Origin of the sequence: Mycoplasma sp. OR1901 (assembly GCF_013348745.1) — a bacterium.
Lineage (GTDB): Bacteria > Bacillota_I > Bacilli_A > Mycoplasmatales > Metamycoplasmataceae > Mycoplasmopsis.
In genome coordinates this window covers 89,888-110,957 of record NZ_CP054666.1, presented here as the reverse complement: position 1 = coordinate 110,957, position 21,070 = coordinate 89,888, and the positions used below count along the sequence as shown (strand labels likewise).

The window sequence follows — 21,070 nt, the reverse complement described above, 5'->3', positions numbered from 1 at the left end:
ATTAAAACTTTCCGTTTTGATTTTGTCATGTATTTTTTTCTGCTATAGTTTCCATAACATCTCAGTGTTCAGCGATTTTTCCATTTTCAACACGGAACAAGTCATAATAAGATGTAGGTGCATCCGCAAATGTTCCTTCACTAACAGCTAAAGCAAAATCGCCTTCTGCAAGCACGAAATATGTCTTACTATAAACCATTTGAATTCCTTGTTTAGCCATTGCTTCTAAGGCTGCGCCTAGTCCAGAGACACCGTCTGCAATGCTTGGATTATGTTGAATATAATTATCACCATCAAAGTATGAGCTAAATTTATCTAAATTTTTACCATGTAATATGTCTGTTACAAACCCTGTAACTACTCTTCTTGTTTCTTCTTTATCTGTGTTCTTAACTTCTAAAGTACCATCTATTTGTGTGTGACCTGATGGATTTGGGCCTGATAATGAAATTAAATTATCTCAATGTTCTGCAACTTTACCTTCAGAATCAAATCTAAAAATATCAAATGCAACTTGTTCCCCTTGGCCTGCGAAATTATAAACTGTTTGTAAAAATACTTTATCACCATCTTCAAAGGCACGAATGTTGTTTACTGTTGTTTTAACCGGTGCACTTGCAAGGTATGAAATTGCTCCTAAGAATGCTTCCAAACCTGTACCATAAGCTAAATTATGTTGAATATAATCTGTAGCTAAAATTTCTTTTGCTAATTTAGTATCTCCTGTTGTGAATGTATTTATTAATGCTAATGCTTTTTCTTTATTTGTCATTTTATCTCCTAATTTTTGTATTTGTTGTAATCATTGTTATTACAACAACAAAATTATTATAACACAATATGTTGTAATAACAATGATTACAACAAAAAAATATTTTTAAACAAAGTTTACGCATTTAAAATATTTAGAATAAAAAGTTCTAATTTATATTAATGTATATGATAAAAGTCAAAATATATAGTGTAAAATACTATTATGTTAGATTACGAAAAAAAGTTTGATAAAGGTGCATTAATAGCAGGTTGCGACGAAGCTGGTAGAGGTTCTTGAGCAGGTCCGCTTGTTGCTGCCTGTGTAATTATGAAGCCGGATTATACAAACAACAACATTAATGATTCCAAGAAATTAACTCCTAAAAAAAGAGATGAACTATATAAAGAAATTATTGAAAATGCAGTTGAATACCAAATAATAGTAAGATCTGTAGAACAAATCAATAATAGTAACCCTAAAAAGGAATCTCAAATGGCAATGGAATTAGGAATTAAAAATATGAAAAATAAACCGGATATTGTTCTAACCGATTTTGAAAAAATTAATATTGATTTACCACAAGAAAACTTAATCAAAGGTGACTCAATTTCATTTAATATTGCGGCCGCTTCAATTTTAGCAAAAGTTTTTAGGGATAATTATATGGTTGAATTAGACAAAGAATTTTCACAATATGATTTCAAAAACAATAAAGGATACGGGACTAAAAAGCACTCTGAAGCACTTCTGATTCATGGGGTTAATCCTAAAATACATAGAGTAAAATATAAACCAATATTAAAATTAATTAAAACATCTAATTTATAATTAATTTTATATTCAATAATTAATCAATTTTTAGACATCCTTCAAAAATTATTGGGTGTCTTTTATTTTGATTTTATTAAGATTTGATTATTAAAATAAACTAAATAAAATTACAAAAAATATAGTTTTTTAATAAAATATATATTATGATAGATGTAAAAAATATAGTTTTTAGTTATAAACCAGGAATTTTAAAACCAGCATTAAATAATGTTTCATTTAGTATTAAAAAAGGTGAATATATAGCTGTTTTAGGACATAATGGTAGTGGTAAAAGTACCTTATCAAAAGTTTTAGTTGCTTTATTGAAACCACAAGAGGGATCAATTCATATTGACGGGATTGAATACCACAGAAAAAATCTAATGGAAATTAGAAAAAAAATCGGGATTATTTTCCAAAATCCTGATAACCAATTTGTTGGCTCATCAGTAGAAGATGACATTGCATTTGGTTTAGAGAATAGGAAAGTAGCAAGCAAAGAAATGAAAGATATTATCGTTCATTACGCAAAAAAAGTCGGAATGCTCGAACACCTTGAACGTGAGCCGGAAAACTTATCTGGTGGTCAAAAACAAAGAGTTGCTATTGCGTCAATTTTAGCATTAAATCCTGACGTTATAATTTTTGATGAAGTTACATCTATGTTAGATCCTAAAGGTAAAGACCAAGTTTTAGAAATAATAAAAGAAATTAGAGATAAAAAAGATAAAACACTTATTTCGATAACACATAATATGGACGAAGCTATTTTAGCTGATCGTTGTTTAGTTTTTGCTGATGGAAAGTTAATTGCAAATGGTGACCCACAATCTATTTTAAATGATCCTAAAATAATGGATATAGCAAAAATTGAATCGCCTTTTATTTATCAAGTTAGCGAGCAAATAAAAGGAATTGAACCAACATACAATGAAGAGGAGTTAATTGAAGAAATATGAAAATTGAAATCAAAAAAATAAGTCATACTTTTAGCAAAAAAACTCCTTGAGAATTCCAGGCTTTAAACGGAATTAATGCAAGTATTCAACAAGGTGAATACGTTGGAATTATAGGTTCAACAGGTTCTGGTAAAACTACTTTAATAGAACACTTAAATTTACTTTTAGAGCCAACTGAAGGTGAAATTCAATGAATTTTTGAAGAAGATATAATTAATAAAAAAACAAAAGAAATTAAAAATCAGACTACTGTAGTTAAATTTCCGAAAAATGATAGAAATGAAAATAAATTTCAAAAAATATTACATAAATTAAAACGCGAAAACAAAATAAAAAATATTAATAATTTAAGAAAGAAAGTTGGTATTGTATTCCAATTTGCTGAATATCAACTTTTTAAAAACACAATCGAAGAAGATATCGCCTATGGTCCAATTGCTTTTGGAGCACCAAAAGAAGAAGCTTACAAAAGAGCTGCCGAATGTCTAGAAATGGTGGGATTGCCAAAAGAATATCTTAAAAGAAGTCCTTTTGAACTTTCAGGTGGACAAAAAAGACGTGTTGCTATCGCTGGTATCTTAGCGATTAATCCTGATTTTATGATATTTGATGAGCCTACCGCAGGACTAGATCCGGTAGGTGTTAAAGATATTTTAGAAATAATAGAACAAATAAATAAAAAAGGGCAAACAATAATAAACGTAACACACGATTTAGATCATGTTTTACAATACGCTAAAAGAGTTTTTTTACTCAATAAAGGTGAGTTAATTAAAGACGGCGATCCGTACAAAATATTAAGTGATATAAAATTATTAGAAGAAAATAATTTAAGACCTCCAAAACTTTTAAACTTTATTTTTAAGCTAAAACAAAGAGGGATTGAAGTCCCTGAAGTAAAGTCAATTAATGAATTGGTTGATTTCATTAATAAAGGAGGTAAATAATGAAAAGTGTTTTTGGTAGATACATTCCTGGTAATTCGTTTTTATATAAAATAGATCCAAGAATTAAATTACTTATAGCTCTTTTATACATTATTCTAGCCTTTCTAATAAGTAATTTTATCGATATGTTTATCATATTAACTCCAGCAATTATTGCTTATATATATTCAACAAAAAAAGTTAGACCACTAATCAAGTTAATGAAACTACCTTTTTTCATTTGTGTGATTATATTTTTTGTGAATATATATACTATTAACTCTGAAATAATAGCTAAAGACAATTATTTCCCAGAATATTTTAAAGTTTTAATTCAAACAAACAAGACAATTAATGGTGTAAATACAGTAATTAAATATGGTTTATCATTAAACAATGTCAATCGTGTAACCGCTTTATTTTTAAGAATTTATACAATGATTTTAATTACAACTCTTTTAACAAATACAACAAGACCAATTTTATTAAATAAATCAATTGAAGACTTAATGTGACCACTTAAATTTTTATTTGTTCCAACACACATTATAGCTACAATAATTTCTATTGCGCTTAGATTTATACCAACTTTAGTTGATGAAGCAGGTAGAATAATAAAAGCTCAATCATCACGTGGAGTTGACTTCAAAAGAGGTAAATTCAAAGAAAAAATAATTGCTTTCACAACATTAATAATCCCTTTATTTGTTTCATCATTTCAAAAAGCTGATGATCTATCTAACTCTATGGAAACAAGAGGTTATGATCCTTACGAAAAGAGAACTAAATATAGACAAATAAAACCTAGATTCATAGATATTTTATTATTTCTAATAATTTTATTAGTGGCTTCATTCCTAATCTTGAATTATTTAAATTTAAGCAAAAATATGAATATAAATATTTATGATCTTAGAAATATTGAATTATATAAATATATAAGAATAATTGGTTAAAATATGTATGCTAAATGCATATTTTTTTATTATTTTTAATAAAAAACAAAATAATTTTACATAACATTATAGTATAATTTAAAAAGAAATTGAGGTTATATGTTAGACTTAAAGTTTATTCAAAAAAACAAAGAAATTGTACGTAAAGGACTTGAAAATAGAGGTTTCGATGTTGAAATTTTCGATAAATTAATTTCAATATCAGAAGACCGTGGTTCTAAAATGTTTATGGCGCAAAACAAAAAAGCAGAATTAGGTAAGTTATCAAAAGAATTTGGTACACTTAAAAATAATCCTGATGCTATAAAAGAATTAAAAGCAAAAATTGCAGAAGTTAAAAACGAAGAAGAAGAATTAAGTAAAGTTGCTGATGAGTTAAATGTTGAGATTAATGAATTATTATCAAAAATACCTAACCTTCCATTAGAAAGTGTTCCTGTGGGAGCTGATGAAAATGATAACGTTGTATTAGAAGTTCAAGATAAAATTGGTCGTGGTTTAGTTGATGGTGTTTTACCACATTACGAAATTGCTAAAAACTTAGACATTATCGATATCGAAAGAGCTGTTAAATTATCCGGTTCAAGATATGTTATTTATAAAAATGCAGGTTCAAGATTAACTAGAGCACTTATTTCATTTATGTTAAGCTTACACGCAAGTAAAGGTTATGATGAATTTAGTACGCCTGTTATTGTTAAAGATAATATTTTATTTGGTACAGGTCAACTCCCTAAATTCAAGGAAGATTTATACAAATTAGAAGGTTCAAACGAATACTTAATTCCAACTGCTGAAGTTACTTTAACAAATATTTACAACAACGAAGTTATTGATTTAGAAAATCCATTCAAAGCTACTGCTTACACAGAATGTTTTAGATCTGAAGCAGGTAGTTCAGGAAAAGATACCAAAGGTATTTTAAGACAACACCAATTTAAAAAAGTTGAATTAGTTAAAGTTACTAATTCAGAATCAGCTTATGATGAATACTTAAAAATGGTCGAAGACGCAAAAGATGTGCTTGAAAAACTTGAAATTCCATACAGAGTTTTACAATTATGTACAGGTGATATGGGATTCTCAGCAAGAACAACAATCGACTTAGAACTTTGACTTCCTTCTGAACAAAAATTTAGAGAAGTATCAAGTGTAAGTTACATGGGTGACTTCCAGGCTCGTAGAGCAATGATTAGATTCAGAAATAGCGAAGGAAAAACAGAATACGCTCACACAATGAATGGTTCTGGTTTAGCTATTGATAGAGTTGTTGCGGCCATTTTAGAAATTTACCAAAACGCAGATGGTACAATTTCAGTTCCAAAAGTTTTAGTTCCATTTATGGGTACAGATTTAATTAAATAATTATAATGTTTATTAACAATTAAAAATGTTAAAAACTCACTCCAAATTGAGTGGGTTTTTAAATAAAATGTTTTACGCAAAAATAATAATCAACTTTTTTATTTTAACTATTGTATAATCATGTTTCTTTTTTCTTTATCATTTTTTGTTTTTGCAATATTTATTTTTTTCAAGCTTTTTAAAACATATTACAGAAATTATTTAATATGCTTTTAGTTTAACATTTGTGAATATAATTAATGTAATAGTTCTACTATGTTTATTTCTAAAACCTATCCAAATTTAAGGATTAACCACAGTATTTTTTATAAAGATTTTTATTCGAAATCAACGTTGCCCTCTTGTTTTAGATTTTTTAACTATTTTTTTGTTTCCTTGATAAAATTGAATTATATAGACAAAATTTATCAATGGAAAATATGAAAAAGAAATTAAAAAGAAAAATATTATTAGGAATATTTACCGTTAGTACAATACCGTTAAGTTTTGCAATTAGTTGTTCTTCAAATAGTGCCACAAAACAAGAACAAATAAAACGAGAAATACCTAAACCAAAAGTAATAGAATATAAAACAAAAGAAATTACACTTAAAAACAATAGTATCAATAATAACGATCCATTTTTTGCTAATTTTATTAACGAAATTAACTCTGTACCCTTATTACCCGAAGAATACAATGAAGTTTTAATTAAAATACCTCAATTAAATATACAAAAGAAATTTTCTAGACAAGAAATTATAAACACAGTAATACCATCAATTGCTAAAACTGATATTAAATTTAATTTAACCGATAAAAAACTTGGGTTTAACATTGGAAATGACGTACCTATAAACGAAATAGAAAAATTTTTAGAAAAAGAATTTAATAATTATTATGTTAGTGACAAATTCTTTCTTCAAGATTTAAAAGCACTAGTTGACAAAGCGGATTACAACCTAATTAAAAATGGTTATTTAAAAGAAGAAAAAGCAATTCAAAAAAATAAATTGAATGAATACCAAGCCGTTGTAACATTTTTAAAACAATGACTTTTAGATAATTCGATGATTACATTTTCTGATGATGTTAAAATTGTTGAAATTAACTATAATAAATTTCCTGCTTGATCTTTAAATATAAAATTATCAGTTAATAATCAACTTTCCAAAATAATTAAGTTAGACTTCAAAAAAAACACCTTCTAAAGAAAAGTGAACCGAAGAAAGAATTAAGGAAGAAAACTTAAATCGTGGTTTTACTCGAAAAATGAAAAATAAGTGAAACAAAATGGTTTCGGAATCAAAATTTGCATATAAATTCGAAAAAATAATTCAAACTTTAAAAGTAGCGATATTAGTTGATAAAAATCATAAAATATCTTCTAAAGCATCAATTTTTACCTGAAATATTATTAGTTTATTAGTTAATTTAAAACTTAAAATGCCACAATTTATTTTAAATAGATTTGGTGAAATATTTGTTATTCCACAACTTAAAAAATATATTGCTTTAATCGAAGAAAAACTGGCAAAATAATAATTTAGATAATTAATCTTCCTTATAAAAAGTCATTGAAATAACAATAAAATTTAATTGATTCTAAGTTTAAGTAATTTAAAATTTTATATTCTTATATTAATTAGAAATTAAATAAAAGTGATTACACAGTTAATGTAATCACTTTTATTCTTCAAATTTTTCAAGTTTTTTAATAGCTTTTGTTACCGAATCATAAGCCGCAGAACGTGTTGTTGCTAAAATTTCTGCAACTTCCGCATAAGATAAATCATTATAAAAATATAACTCAAAAGCTTGTTGTTGGTTTTGTGTTAATGCCACTTTATATTTTTCATATAAAACAGTATATTTTTTTAAATTTTCAATTGATTTTTTACTCATTATGCTCAACAATTAAATCTTTTGTCATTTGATAAATGAATAATTCTAAATCAAATTCTTGTAAATCATCTAATTTTTCACCAAGACCAACATATTTAACATCAAGATTAAATTCATCTTTAATAGATAATACAATTCCACCTTTAGAAGTACCATCCATTTTGGTTAAAATAATACCTGTTAAATTCGCAATATCTTTGAAGTTTTTAGCTTGTGATAAGGCATTTTGACCTGTTGTAGCATCTAAAACTAATAATGATTCATGCGGCGCACTAGGTTCAAAACGTTGAATAATATTAACCATTTTACCTAACTCATTCATCAAGTTAACTTTGTTTTGTAGTCTTCCGGCAGTATCTATGATTAATAAATCATAACTACCTTCTTTAGCTTTTTCTAAAGCTTTATAAACAACCGAAGTAGGGTCAGCACCTTCTTTATCCGGTTTAACTATATTTACACCAATTTTATCTGCTCAAATGCCTAATTGGTTAACTGCACCCGCTCTAAAAGTATCACCGGCTGCAATTAAAACTTTTTTACCTTCGTTTTTATATTTATTAGCTAACTTTGCAATTGAAGTTGTCTTACCTGAACCATTAACTCCAACAAAAATAAAGACATTTAATCTATCATCTTCAAAATTCAAATTAGTGTTTGTCACCGAATTATTTGTATAAATAACAAACATCTGATCGGCCACAATTTCACCAATTAATTTTGGATCTGTAATTTCATTTACCTTAATTTCTTGTTTAATTTTTTGAATCATAATATCAACTAATGGTAAACTAATATCTGACATAATTAAAAGCTCTTCAAGTTCTTCTAAAAAATCTTCATCAACTTTTACATATCTATTTTGTATTTCTAATAACTTTTTACCAAAAGTTGAACTATTATTTAAACCTGTTTCATATTTTTGAAATTTACTACTATTTAGTATTTCTTTTTCTTTTTTATCTTCTAGTTCTTTTTCGATTAAACTAGCATCTTTTTTATCTTCTTTTTTGAAAATTTTATTGACTATATTTTTAAAAAATCCCATACTAGTATTTTACTAAATTATTAATATAATAATATATAATTTAATTATTTAGGAGAATCAATGGCACAAAATACTTTTTTAATACTTTTATCAATTACGATTATAATTTCAATCAAATTTTTATTTGATGTATTCAAAATTAAAAAATATTACGATAACGGAATAATTTTTAATTTTATAAAAAGATGATTTTTAATCAATTTTTTAGTTCTTATAACAGTAACTACCGTAGCTATAATTGTTTTATCTTTAATTTTAAGTAAAAATATAACAATTATTAATGATAATACAGGTAAAAATAAATTGTTAGTTTGAGAGCCTTACAACCTTGCTTTAATTACCTTAATTGTGTTTTATTTACCTACCAGTTTATTGAATTTATATTATTTAATAGTTGTTAAAGTGAACACTAAAATAACAAAAGAAGAAGTTGAAAAGTTTGACATAAATAAATTACAAGATTATAGCATTGATAGAGCATATATATTCATTAAATCTAGAAGAAAAAAAGTTTCAGATCAAGAAATTAGATTTAAAGATGTTATTTATCAAACATTTATTTGACGTAGAATTAGCAAGCAAATGTTAGTAAAAAGTTTAATAAAAAAATCAATTAATTTTGCACTTAGAGGCCCTAAAAAAATCAAAATAAAACCAGATAATAATGATGATATAAATCAACTTTCAATTGCTTTAATGTTAAGTGCAATAAACGTAGTTAACAATATTTATCCTAAATTTATTAAACGTGAAGATATAGAAAACCAAATTGAAAAAGTTGCATAATTTAAAACACTAAATAAACGTTAAAAACTAAAAACGTTTATTTTTTTATACAAAAAGTAAGAATTAAAGGCTAAAAAGCATAACATTATTTATTAATTAAAAAGGCATAATAATATATAATTTAATTATTTAAAGAATATATTAAAAAATGATTATTTTACTAATCTTAAAAATCAAAATAAAAGTTTAAAAAGCATCATAAAATAATGCTTTAACAATAATTAAATAGGAGTTTTGCAATGGAAAAATTAACAGAACAAGAACAAATTAGAAGAAATAAATTAGAAGAATATAAAAACAATAATATTAACGCATTTGAAAATGCTGACAAATTAGAACAAATTACTTATTCAGATGAAATTGAAAGCAAATTTGGTTCATTCACTAAAGCTGAATTAGAAGAACAAAACAATGAAGTAAATGTTGCAGGTAGAATTGTTGCGATGAGAGGGCCTTTTATCGTTTTAAAAGATTATCACTCAAAAATACAGTTATACTTCAACTCTAAAACTGCTGAAGAAGAATACAAAAAAGTGGTTGAACTTGCCGACTTAGGTGACATTATGTATGCTAGCGGTGTTGTAATTAAAACAAACACAGGTGCAGTTTCAGTTAAAGTTAAATCAATTAAATTACTTACAAAATCACTTAAACAATTACCAGATAAATATCACGGTTTAACAGATATTGAAGAAAGATACAGAAAAAGATATGTTGATTTAATAGTTAACGAAGAAGTTAAAGATGTATTCTGAAAAAGAACTAAAATAATTTCAGAAATTAGAAGATTTTTCGATGAATTAGAATACATGGAAGTTGAAACACCATTTTTACATGATTATCTTTCAGGAGCTTCAGCAAAACCATTTAAAACTCACCATAATGCATTAGACCAAGAATTTGTATTAAGAATCGCAACTGAAATTCCATTAAAAAAACTTTTAGTTGGTGGAATTGATAGAGTTTATGAAATCGGTAGAATTTTTAGAAATGAAGGGATCGATACAACACACAACCCAGAATTTACATCAATAGAATTCTATGAAGCATACTCAAACTTAGAAGGTATGATGAATAGAACTGAAACATTAATCAAAAGATTAGCAACTAAATTAGGTGCAGAAAAAGTAACTAATAAAGGTGTTGAAATTGATTTAACAAAACCATTCAACAGAATTAACATGGTTGATGCTGTTTCTAATGCAACAGGTGTTAACTTTAGAGAAATTGACCTTGATAAAGCTGTTGAGGTAGCTAAACAACATGGGATTAAAGTACAAAAATACTTTAAATTAGGTCACATAATTAATGAATTATTTGAAGAATTAATTGAAAAAACATTAATACAACCTACTTTTGTTTTTGGTCACCCAATCGAAATTTCACCACTTACAGCTAAGAGTGAAGATCCAAGATTTACAGAACGTGCAGAACTTTTTATTAATACAAAAGAATATGCAAATATGTATACAGAGCTTTCAGATCCACTTGATCAACTTAAACGTTTTGAAGATCAATTAGATGAGAAAAACAATGGTAATGATGAAGCAAGTGATATAGATTGAGATTTTGTTGATTCATTATTATACGGTATGCCTCCCGCAGGTGGATGTGGAATTGGAATCGACCGTCTAACAATGTTATTAACCGAAAAAGAATCTATTAGAGATGTTTTATTATTCCCAACAATGAAAAGTAGAAAATAATAATGAAAAGTAAATCATTTTACGGAGAAAATAACATTTATGTAGCTGAATGAAAAGTCGAAAATCCTAAAGGTATAATTCAGTTCGTGCACGGTTTAGGTGATCAAATTGATAGATATGAAGAATTTGCAAAATACTTCAATTCAAAAGGATATATTGTAGTTGGTAATGACAACTACGGTCATGGTAACACTGTTGATTTAGATGATCAATTGGGTATTATTCCTGAAGATATTAACGAAATGATAAATAGTGTAACTACTTTAAACATTTTAATTAAAAAGAAATATCCAAACTTACCAATTTATCTTTTTGGACATTCAATGGGTTCATTAATATCTCTATTATTTGCAACTAAAAATAGCAATAATATTGATGGTTTATTCTTAGTCGGATTTCCATATTATAGTAATATACAAGGTTCTTTCGCTATAAATATTGTTAAGTATTTAGAGAAAAAATATGGTAAAAACTATAAATATACAGGTTTTAAAAACTTTGTCGATAAAAGATTAAACAGAAAAATCAAAAATCCAAAAAACGAGTTTGAGTGACTATCAAGTGACAAAAACTACTATGAAGAATACATTTTAAATAATAAATATAAAAAATTTAGAATTCCTTCGCTTCATTTACTATATGCAATAATGCAATTTGCTAAAAATTCATATGATTTAAACATTTTAAAAAATATTAATAAAAGCATTACAGTTTCTATTTTTAATGGAAAAAAAGACGCTATAGGAGAATTTGGTAAAGGTCCTAAAAAATTATATTTAAATCTAGTAAAAATTGGTTTACAACACCTTAACCATAAAACTTACGCACAATCTAGACATAATATTATTCATGACATTGAAAAAGAAAATGTTTTTGAAGATATGTACCAAATAATTAAAGAAATAAATAAGAAATATGAATAAAAAAATAAAAAAATTACTATCCTTAATCTTTATAACAACCCCAATAACAACTCTAGCGAGTTGTTCTTTTACTAATTCATCAATTAATAAAAAATATGATTTAAACACATATTATGAAGTGCAAATAAATGATAAAAATTACTATGCACATCAAGTAAAATTTAAAAATTATGAAGAAGGACAATTTAAAATAGTAGATGGTACAAATTTAAGTATTATAGATATTGAAGATATTCAGTATGTAAATTTAAATGATTTTTTAAAAATGATTAATGGTCTTATTTATACAGATGTATATTTAAAAAACTTAGAAAAGACTGACGAATACTGACAATTTACTCCTTACGGAAAAGATGAAAAAGATTATCCATACGTTAAATTTAACTTTAAGGATGCAACTATCGAATTTAATGATAATTCTGTTTTTGGCGCATCAATAAACGGAGTAGATAGTGGTACAGATTATAATAAAAATATAAATTTTGTAAAAACTGAAGTTGTAAGAAAAGGTGACAAAGTTACTAAAATACAACTAAGAAATTATGGATTCGATATGTTTGAATATCAAAAAGAGTTGTTAGTTCCTTATGATGTACTTAATTTATTATTTGGTTCAAACAATTATTACAATTTATATTTAAATAAAGATCAAATCGTAGGTAATTTTTTACCAAATATTTTAGGTGGAAAAAACGTACCTTGAGGAGAAAAGTTTTATAGTAAAAATAGATACACAATAGAAACACCTAGAACTAGAGAAATTAACTATAATTTTATGGCTCTTGTCTTTGATAATTTTTATGGATTCAAAGATCTTAAAATGCCTAATGGTTTTAAATCATATACAAAAAATAATTACGATGCATTAATGGATACTAATCCAGATTTATATCTCCAAGAATATGCCAAATTATTTACTATTGATTTAAATGATCCGCACGCTCAAATTTTTACATCAATAGGTGTTAAACCACGTGTTGATTTCAGTAAATACCAAGAAAATCAAATCATGAATAATAAATCATATAATATTGGAAAATATTATAGAGTTTTAGATAGACATCTATCACAGTTAAATCCGGAGTTTTATTTAAAAGATAGAGAAAATCAAATTAATATAATGCATTATAACGATTTAGCAATAATCAAAGTTAATAACTTTGTTGTAGCAAGTAGAGAAATGATTAAAAACAACAAAGAACAAGCTTATGAATACGATACTTTTTATAGAGTTCTAAATAGTATTAGAAAAATACAAAAAGACTATAAGGAAGTTAAAAATATAGTTTTAGACTTATCTACAAATACTGGTGGTCACGTTGTACAAGCACTTAAATTATTAGGTATGATGACTAATGACAACATAAAAGAATATCAAATTGATACAATCACCAATAGCTTCGGTTATAAAGAAGTTAAAGTGGACTCTGATGATGATGGTGATTTTAATGATAATGATGCATTTACTCAATATAATTGATATATTATGACTAGTCCAATTACATTTAGTGCAGCTAATTTTATGGCAACTTATGCTAAAGATAATAACATAGCTAAAATAATAGGTAATAGAAGTTCCGGAGGTACATTCTCTGTATTCCCATTTGTATTACCTGATGGAACCACATTAGGAATTAGTTCTAATGCAGGGTTTACTTTTAAAAACGAAAAACTTGTTGAAGACGGTGCAGAAGTAGATATATGAATAAATTATGAAGATTATTATAATCCAGAAAAAATTGGTAAAATTATACAAAATCAAAAAAGAAGGTAAAATGAAAACAAATTTTAAAAAAATATTTTTAGGATTTGGTACCTTAACTAGTTTGGTACCACTTTCTGTAGCATGTAGTAACAATCAAACAACAAATGAAGAAAAACCAGTAACTCCTAATAATCCAACAGATAATAACGGAGCATCTAACCCAATTGATAATAAAAATACTAATAACGGTAATTCAAACGTTTCAAATAGCGATGTATTCGCAGAGCGTCAAGTAGTTTTTGAAAGTTTATTACCTAAAAATGCCTTACCTTTCAAAGAAAACGTTTCTTTAAAAGTTTTAAGTAATAAAGCAACTGATTATCTTGAAATAAATGAATTTTTAACTATGATTGACGGTTTAATTACAAAAAGTAAATATACACCAATTAAAGATGAAGAGCATTCAGAATGAACATTTAAACCTTACAATGAAGATACAAAAGACGGTGTAACACCTTATTTAAAATTTAACTATAAAGATAACACAATTGAATATAATTCTGAATGAGTTTTTAATGCATATGAAAGTTCAGGAAACACAGAAGAAACAGCTTCATACAATAAACATTATAAAAACTTAAACGATGAAGTAATTAAAGAAGGTAACCCAGTAATCAAACTTAATTTAGGAGATTATGGAATGAAAGTTCACCATGATAATGGTAAATTATACGTTCCTTTTGATGTTTTAAATCTATTATTTGGTTCTAAAAACAGAATTCTATTCTATATTACAGGAAACAAAATTTTTGGAGCAACAATAGGTTTACCACCAACTAGTCCTGAAGGTAAAAAATTATTTAACCAAACAAGAAGGTCAAAAGAAACATTACAAGACAGAGAACATAACTTAAACTTTTTAGCATTTGTTATGGACAATTTCTATGGATTTAAAAACAAAGTTGCAGGCGGATTTAAAAACTTACCTACAATTAACAAAGATAAACTATTGAGTTTAGGTGTTAATAAATACACAGAAGAATATATAAATATTTTTGATAATGTATTAAATGACCCTCACTCAAGATTTGTTGATTTTTCATATTATTTAACAGAAAGTACACCAAACTTAAATGTCAAAAGTTCTGAAGGTACTAAGATAAATGATATTGCATCTTATACACAAAAATTAAATGGTGTATTACTTAAAAATCATCCGGCAAAAGATCAAAATTCACCAACATTAAAAAATCTAGATGATGCAGGTGTTCCATATGTACTAACACATAATGACCTAGCAATTATTAGAATTAATGATTTTGCAATTGGTAACGAAGAACCAACTCCTATTCAAGGAACAAGATATAGTAGAATCGGCGACACTTTTGCACGTGTTAAATATATAATTGATAAAATGATAAAAACTAAAGATGAAATTAAAAAAGTTGTTTTAGATTTATCGCTAAATAGAGGTGGTGAAATCGTACAAGCTGAAAAAGTTCTTGGTTTGATGACAAATGATGATATCAAACACAGAAGACAAAACAGCCAAACAGGCAAAGAATATTACCAAAAAATGAAAGTTGATGCTAATACTGACGGTAATTTCGATGACAATGACGCTTTAGAAGGTATTACATGATACGTAATGACTAGTCCGGTTACATTTAGTGCTGCAAACTACTTAGCTCAATATGCAAAAGACTATAAATTAGCCAAAATTATAGGTCAAAAAAGTAGTGGTGGTACATATTCAATTATGCCAATTGTATTACCAGATGGTACAACAATTACAATAAGCTCAGCAGATGGTAGTGTTGATAAAAATGGTTTATCAATCGAAGATGGAGTAACTCCAGATATATCAATTGAATATGATGACTTCTACAATGAAGCTAAAATTCAAGAAATCTTATCAAAACAAAGTGAAGAAAAAAGCAATTAATTAAAATTGCTTTTTTTATACTTATTCACTTTTTCACGCTTGATTTTAGGGATATTAAGAACTAATGTAAACTCCCCTTTTATGCTATCCATTTCTTGATATTTAGCTAATAATTCACTTGCATTACCAAAATCTCAAGTTTCATATATTTTTGTAAGTTCTTTTGTTAAACAAAGCTGTTCTACACCTTTAAAAACAGTATGAATATCTTCAAGGGTTTTTAATAATTTATGAGGTGAAACAAAATAAATATAAGTACCTACATTTAATTTTTCCAATTCATGAATTCTTTGAATAGTTTTATCTTTAATAAATCCGCAGAAAGTAAAATTATTTGAAAATGATGAACCTGCAAAAGCTGTGATGACAGCGCTAACTCCAGGTATTATTTCAAGATCAATTTCTTTTTCTCTTGCTAATTTTATTAAATCAAATCCCGGATCAGAAACAACAGGCATACCAGCATCAGAAACTAAAGCAACACTTTGTCCGCTTTCTACTAATTTAATAATACCTTTAGCTGAATTTGACTCTGTATGAGCGTTATAAGTTATTAATTTTTTACCTAAGATATTTAATTTACTTAATAATTTAAAAGTAACCCTTGTATCTTCACAAGCAATAATATCAACATTTTGCAATGTTTCTATAGCTCTTAAAGTTATATCTTTAAGATTACCAATTGGTGTACCGACAATATATATTTTACTCATATAATCCTTCCAACTTAATTAATAAAACTGTTTTTTGTAAATTAAAATCTGAAAAAGATAAACTACCGATGAAATTAGATATTTCTTCAACAAAATTTAACATTTTTTTATTTTTATCAATAACAAGTATATTTGCATCTTTTATTTTTTTAATATATTTATTATTCGAGTCAATAAAAGATGAACTTGACATAATTAAATGTAATAATAAATTGATCACAAAAGTATATTGTTGAACATCTGTTTTAACTAATAAATTGTCTAAAAGTATATGTAATTTATAAAAATTATTTTTACTAGAAGTTAAACTTTTGATAAATAAACCAGAAACATCATTAAAAATTCTTACATACTTTTCTTTTTCTTCAATGACTTTATTTAATAAATGATAATTATTCTTAAATAAAGTTATTAAAATAGGATTAAAGTCATTAACTCCATATGTTTTATTCATTCATTCTAAAGTTAACTTATCAGATGTTTGAAAATTTAAAATTTGAGATCTAGATTTAATTGTTGGCAATACTAAATTTAAGTTTTTAGTAGTTAAAACTATAAAAGTATCATCAACAGGTTCTTCAATGAATTTTAATATAGAATTAAGTGCATTAACTGAACTATTATCAACATTTTTAACTACAAGTATCTTTTTGTTTTCGCTACTTGCAAAAGTCATATTATAAAAAGTTGTTTGATACTCTTCTTTAGTTATACTTTTTGAGCTACCATCTAAGTAAAAAACATTGGGATACAAGTCGTTAAAATTAATTTCGTTTGAGAATTCAATATCATTTTTTTGATTAAGAATATTGATTATATTAAAAATAACAAAATCATCATTGAATTGATTTTGTAAATTTAATAAGTATAAATGTGATGTTTGATTGTTTTTTACAGCGTTATTAAGGTAATCAAAATTTTTATCATTCATTTTAATTGCCTTTCTTTAAATAACTTATAAACTTTTGGTTTTTAATTAAACTATCAAAAATTTTATTTGTAACATCTTCGAGAGTTCCGGAAGCGTCTACTACTATAAAACGACTTGGATATTCATCGATAATTTGTTTATAACCTAAATAAACTTTTTTGTGAAATTCGATGTTTTCTAATTCTAAACGGTCTTCAACAAGCCTTGTTTTAGATCTTCTTTCCTTACTTTTTTCAGGAGTAATATCTAGAAAGATTGTTAAGTCAGGGATAGCATTATCAATAATTAAATTTGTAAGGTCTTTTACAAATTTATAACCTAATTCTCTTGCAAAGCCTTGATATGCATAGAAACTATCTATATATCTATCACAAAATACAAGTCTCCCACTTTTTAGTGCAGGTCAAATAACTTTTTCTAAGTGTATTCTTCTACTTGTTGAATACAACATAGCTTCAGCAACTGGTGATAAATCACTAGAACTATCTAGAATTATTTCTCTAATTCTTTCAGCTTCTTTTAAATCTTTTCCGCCCGGTTCTCTAGTTACTAAAAAATCAACGGTAGGGTATTTTTCTTTTATTAAAGTAATTAATTTTGATAATATAGTAGTTTTGCCGCTACCATCAAGTCCTTCAAAAGTTATAAACATATCTATTCTCTTTTCTATTTATTTACGGTTTTTTAGTGAAAAATTAAGGGTACCTTGATCAATATAATCAACTGAGGCACCGATAGGAACACCTATTGCTATTTGTGTAACATTGATATTATGCGATTCTAAAAAACCCTTTAAGACAGCACTTACTATCTCACCTTCTAGATTAGGCGAAATACCTAAGATAACTTCGTTAAAGTTTTTTGCATGATCAATTAATTTAGCAATAAGTTCACTATTATTATTTATATCATTTTGAGTGTTTAATTTTTTATTAAAAACAAAATATTTACCTTTGTAAAAGTTTCCTTTTTCAAATTTTTCTAATATTTGTAAGCTTTCAATTATTAAAAGTTTATTTTCTCTATTTATGTCTCCGCAAATAGAACACTCATTTTTTTCTTTTGGCCTGGAACAAAATTCACACAACATAATTTCTTCTTTTATTTGCTTAAATGAATTTGCAAGTAAACCAACAGTCTGATAGTCTTGTTCAAAAATTCAATACACTATTTTCTCTGCTGTTTTCTTGCTTATGCTAGGTAATTTTGTTACCTTTTTAATAAATTCTTCGATTATTTCAGAATCAAACATTAAAATGGAAGTCCACCTGGTAATGAAGGTGCGTTTTTCTCTTCTTCAGCCTGAATTTGTTCGAATAATTCATTAATTGCTACAAGTAATAAGTCTTCTAATAATTCTTTGTCTTCTGGGTCAATTAAAGCTTCATCAATATTAATTTTTTTGAATTCGTAATCTCCTGTTGCTACTAATTCAATTCCTTGTTTTTCTAATGTAAATTCTTGTTCTTTAAATTTCTTTTGTGTTTCTTCAAAATCTTTTTGTATTTTTTTTAATCTTTTAATCATTTCTGGATTCATTTTATATACCTCTTCTTTTGTTTTTATTATTTTTTCGGCTCAATTAAAGTTAATTTTGGTAAATCATCATTATCTTTAAGTTCATCTATTTTAAATTTATATTCGTTCATAAACATTTCTTTTACTTTTTCCATACCTTCGGAATCTATAAAAAATAAATGTTTATAACCATCTTTAAAAATAAAGTCTATAAAAGTTTGAAATTCATAACTTGTCTTTTTACTTTTTAGATATGAAACTTTATCTGATGGTGTTGAGAAAACAATTGTATTTGGTGTTGCTAAAATTATCTTAAGATTTTTAAATTGTTTAACAACATTAAAAAACTCTTCATTATAATTTTTGTTTTCTATATAATCTCTAATTATTGCTTGATATTCTTTTGTTTTGTTTAAATGTATCTTTTGTTTTTTAACTAAAAGCACAAGCTTAGTTATTTTAGTTAATTCATCTTCAATATTATCTTGATTTAAATTAATTTGATGAGTATCTATAAACATATTTTCTGAAGTGTTTGAACCATTGTTTAATAGATTATTTTGCATATCATTATAATCAGTAACATCATCATCTAATTTATTAATAGATTTTTCAGTATTAATCATAATTTCTCTTGTTTTTTGTTCTAAATCTTCAACAATTGAATCAACATTTGAAGGTTCTTCGATTCTAGTTTTTGATTTAAAAATATTAGGGTTATAATAATCCGAATCATCTTTAACTGTTGCGATAGGTTCAATTTTTTGTTTTAATATTGGTTTAGGTGGAATTTCAGACTTTATTTCCTCTTTTGGTTTAATTTCAGTTTTTACAACATTTATTTGTTGTGGAATTATTATATTTTTTTCGTCTAAGTCGATGGCGTTGATTAATCCTAATTGTAAGATTTCAAAAGGTATTTCACTTTTAGATATCTTAGTAAAAATATCATAAAAGGCCTTTGTTAATCTTAATGCAGAACGAACATTTAAATTCAATTGTTTAACTTCCACGTCACTTAAATATGAAAGTAAATCAGTATTACCACTTTGAGATGCTAAAAGTCATTCTTTTGTTATATTTAATAATCTAACAACTAATTGGTGAATGTTAACTCCAGATTTATTTAAATCATTTAAGAAACTAATTAGTTCATAAATTTCATTCCGAATAATTAAGTTAATTATTTTAATACCGGTTTCATTTGAGATAATTCCATAATTATTAAAAATATCTTTTTCATGAATTGTTTTATTGTTAAATGAACTACATTGGTCAGCTATTGATAAAGCATCTCTCATACCACCTGTTGATAAAGAAGCGATAGTTCTTAAAGCACTAGTTTCGTACTCCACACCTTCTTTATCTAAAATAAATTGTAAATGGTTTACAATATCATTTTCGGTCATTCTTCTAAAATTAAATCTTTGAACTCTAGAAAGTATTGTTAAAGGAATTTTTTGTGGATCAGTTGTAGCTAAAATAAATATAACATGCTTGGGCGGTTCTTCTAAAGTTTTTAATAACGCATTAAAAGCGGTATTTGATAACATATGAACCTCATCAATTATATAAACTTTAAAAGGACTATTAATTGGACTTTGTTCCACTTTTTGTTTTAGATCTCTAATCGCATCAACACCATTGTTTGATGCAGCATCCATTTCGATTATGTCTAAATTATTTTGTGAATTATCTAAACACATTTGACATGCTTGTGTTAAATCATTACTATGCGAACAATTTAATACTGATGCAAATATTTTTGCTACTGAAGTTTTACCTGTACCTTTAGGTCCTGAAAATAAATAGGCATGACTTACTTTACGACTCTGTAAAATATTTTTTAATGTCTCAACCACAAATTCTTGACCTACAACTTCACTAAATTTTGTTGGTCTATATTTTCTATAAAGTGCTTTGTAACTCATATACCTCCATAATTTAAAATATATTATTTTAAATAATATTAATTATATATTATTATGTTTTATTAACTAAAAATTGAATATAAAAATAAGGTAATTACCTTATCTATAATATTATTAAATTGATTTAAAGGACTAAGCAGCTTGTAATTTTTCTTGTCTTCTTAAATCTCTTGCACGCTCTTTTGATAATTTTTTAGCTCTTTTTTCAGC

Annotated in this window: 21 protein-coding genes; 12 read left to right on the top strand and 9 right to left on the bottom strand. The window is 25.9% G+C overall.

The annotated features are described in order from the left end of the window. Position 1: 1 nt before the first annotated feature. Complete coding sequence (locus HTZ87_RS00435) at positions 2–772, bottom strand: nuclear transport factor 2 family protein (protein WP_174892616.1); 771 nt, start codon at positions 770–772, stop codon at positions 2–4. Between the two features lie 204 nt (positions 773–976). Here HTZ87_RS00435 and HTZ87_RS00430 point away from each other — a divergent pair, with 204 nt between their 5' ends. The 7 genes from HTZ87_RS00430 (at position 977) to HTZ87_RS00400 (ending at position 7,291) form a co-directional block, all read left to right on the top strand. After that, positions 977–1,582 (top strand): ribonuclease HII, encoded by a 606-nt coding sequence (locus HTZ87_RS00430; RefSeq protein ID WP_174892615.1) that lies wholly within the window; start codon positions 977–979, stop codon positions 1,580–1,582. Between the two features lie 146 nt (positions 1,583–1,728). Beyond that, positions 1,729–2,544 (top strand): energy-coupling factor transporter ATPase, encoded by an 816-nt coding sequence (locus HTZ87_RS00425; RefSeq protein WP_174892614.1) that lies wholly within the window; start codon positions 1,729–1,731, stop codon positions 2,542–2,544. Next, a complete protein-coding gene (locus HTZ87_RS00420; RefSeq protein WP_174892613.1) occupies positions 2,520–3,470 on the top strand; it encodes an energy-coupling factor transporter ATPase in 951 nt (316 codons plus the stop codon). The genes HTZ87_RS00425 and HTZ87_RS00420 overlap by 25 nt, the downstream gene beginning before the upstream one ends. After that, positions 3,470–4,405: an energy-coupling factor transporter transmembrane protein EcfT gene (locus tag HTZ87_RS00415; RefSeq protein ID WP_174892612.1), complete on the top strand. Its 936-nt coding sequence runs from the start codon at positions 3,470–3,472 to the stop codon at positions 4,403–4,405. The genes HTZ87_RS00420 and HTZ87_RS00415 overlap by 1 nt, the downstream gene beginning before the upstream one ends. A gap of 99 nt (positions 4,406–4,504) precedes the next feature. Further along, complete coding sequence (gene serS, locus HTZ87_RS00410) at positions 4,505–5,770, top strand: serine--tRNA ligase (RefSeq protein ID WP_174892611.1); 1,266 nt, start codon at positions 4,505–4,507, stop codon at positions 5,768–5,770. Between the two features lie 410 nt (positions 5,771–6,180). Next, on the top strand, positions 6,181–6,960 hold the full coding sequence (locus HTZ87_RS00405; RefSeq protein ID WP_174892610.1) for a hypothetical protein: 780 nt from the start codon (positions 6,181–6,183) through the stop codon (positions 6,958–6,960). Positions 6,961–7,021: 61 nt separating this feature from the next. Then, positions 7,022–7,291 (top strand): hypothetical protein, encoded by a 270-nt coding sequence (locus HTZ87_RS00400; RefSeq protein WP_174892609.1) that lies wholly within the window; start codon positions 7,022–7,024, stop codon positions 7,289–7,291. Positions 7,292–7,438: 147 nt separating this feature from the next. Here the strand turns inward: HTZ87_RS00400 and HTZ87_RS00395 are convergent, their stop codons facing one another. Both HTZ87_RS00395 and ftsY read right to left on the bottom strand, forming a co-directional pair. Continuing rightward, positions 7,439–7,654, bottom strand: a complete 216-nt coding sequence (locus HTZ87_RS00395; RefSeq protein WP_174892608.1) for a sigma factor-like helix-turn-helix DNA-binding protein — start codon at positions 7,652–7,654, stop codon at positions 7,439–7,441. After that, on the bottom strand, positions 7,647–8,702 hold the full coding sequence (ftsY, locus tag HTZ87_RS00390; protein WP_174892607.1) for a signal recognition particle-docking protein FtsY: 1,056 nt from the start codon (positions 8,700–8,702) through the stop codon (positions 7,647–7,649). The genes HTZ87_RS00395 and ftsY overlap by 8 nt, the downstream gene beginning before the upstream one ends. A 60-nt stretch (positions 8,703–8,762) precedes the next feature. Between ftsY and HTZ87_RS00385 the strand changes: the two genes are divergently transcribed. The 5 genes from HTZ87_RS00385 (at position 8,763) to HTZ87_RS00365 (ending at position 15,767) form a co-directional block, all read left to right on the top strand. Continuing rightward, on the top strand, positions 8,763–9,488 hold the full coding sequence (locus HTZ87_RS00385) for a hypothetical protein (protein WP_174892606.1): 726 nt from the start codon (positions 8,763–8,765) through the stop codon (positions 9,486–9,488). Positions 9,489–9,727: 239 nt separating this feature from the next. Next, positions 9,728–11,194, top strand: coding sequence for a lysine--tRNA ligase (gene lysS / locus HTZ87_RS00380; protein WP_174892605.1), 1,467 nt, complete (start codon positions 9,728–9,730; stop codon positions 11,192–11,194). Positions 11,195–11,196: 2 nt separating this feature from the next. Next, positions 11,197–12,117, top strand: coding sequence for an alpha/beta fold hydrolase (locus HTZ87_RS00375; RefSeq protein WP_174892604.1), 921 nt, complete (start codon positions 11,197–11,199; stop codon positions 12,115–12,117). Further along, the gene (locus tag HTZ87_RS00370) at positions 12,110–13,891 is read left to right on the top strand and encodes a S41 family peptidase (protein ID WP_174892603.1); all 1,782 of its coding nucleotides are present in this window, start codon (positions 12,110–12,112) and stop codon (positions 13,889–13,891) included. The genes HTZ87_RS00375 and HTZ87_RS00370 overlap by 8 nt, the downstream gene beginning before the upstream one ends. Before the next feature lies 1 nt (position 13,892). Next, positions 13,893–15,767, top strand: a complete 1,875-nt coding sequence (locus HTZ87_RS00365; protein WP_174892602.1) for a S41 family peptidase — start codon at positions 13,893–13,895, stop codon at positions 15,765–15,767. Here HTZ87_RS00365 and rsmI read toward each other — a convergent pair. The 6 genes from rsmI to dnaX are packed head-to-tail and all read right to left on the bottom strand — an operon-like array spanning position 15,764 to position 20,860. After that, positions 15,764–16,480 (bottom strand): 16S rRNA (cytidine(1402)-2'-O)-methyltransferase, encoded by a 717-nt coding sequence (gene rsmI, locus HTZ87_RS00360; protein ID WP_174892601.1) that lies wholly within the window; start codon positions 16,478–16,480, stop codon positions 15,764–15,766. The two genes, HTZ87_RS00365 and rsmI, sit on opposite strands and share 4 nt — an antisense overlap. Further along, positions 16,473–17,411, bottom strand: coding sequence for a hypothetical protein (locus HTZ87_RS00355; protein WP_174892600.1), 939 nt, complete (start codon positions 17,409–17,411; stop codon positions 16,473–16,475). The genes rsmI and HTZ87_RS00355 overlap by 8 nt, the downstream gene beginning before the upstream one ends. 1 nt (position 17,412) lies before the next feature. After that, positions 17,413–18,063, bottom strand: coding sequence for a dTMP kinase (gene tmk, locus HTZ87_RS00350; RefSeq protein ID WP_174892599.1), 651 nt, complete (start codon positions 18,061–18,063; stop codon positions 17,413–17,415). 18 nt (positions 18,064–18,081) lie between these two features. Beyond that, positions 18,082–18,663, bottom strand: a complete 582-nt coding sequence (locus HTZ87_RS00345; protein ID WP_174892598.1) for a recombination protein RecR — start codon at positions 18,661–18,663, stop codon at positions 18,082–18,084. After that, positions 18,663–18,938, bottom strand: a complete 276-nt coding sequence (locus HTZ87_RS00340; RefSeq protein ID WP_371813977.1) for a YbaB/EbfC family nucleoid-associated protein — start codon at positions 18,936–18,938, stop codon at positions 18,663–18,665. The genes HTZ87_RS00345 and HTZ87_RS00340 overlap by 1 nt, the downstream gene beginning before the upstream one ends. 38 nt (positions 18,939–18,976) lie before the next feature. Beyond that, positions 18,977–20,860: a DNA polymerase III subunit gamma/tau gene (gene dnaX, locus HTZ87_RS00335; RefSeq protein WP_174892596.1), complete on the bottom strand. Its 1,884-nt coding sequence runs from the start codon at positions 20,858–20,860 to the stop codon at positions 18,977–18,979. Positions 20,861–21,070: the final 210 nt, after the last annotated feature.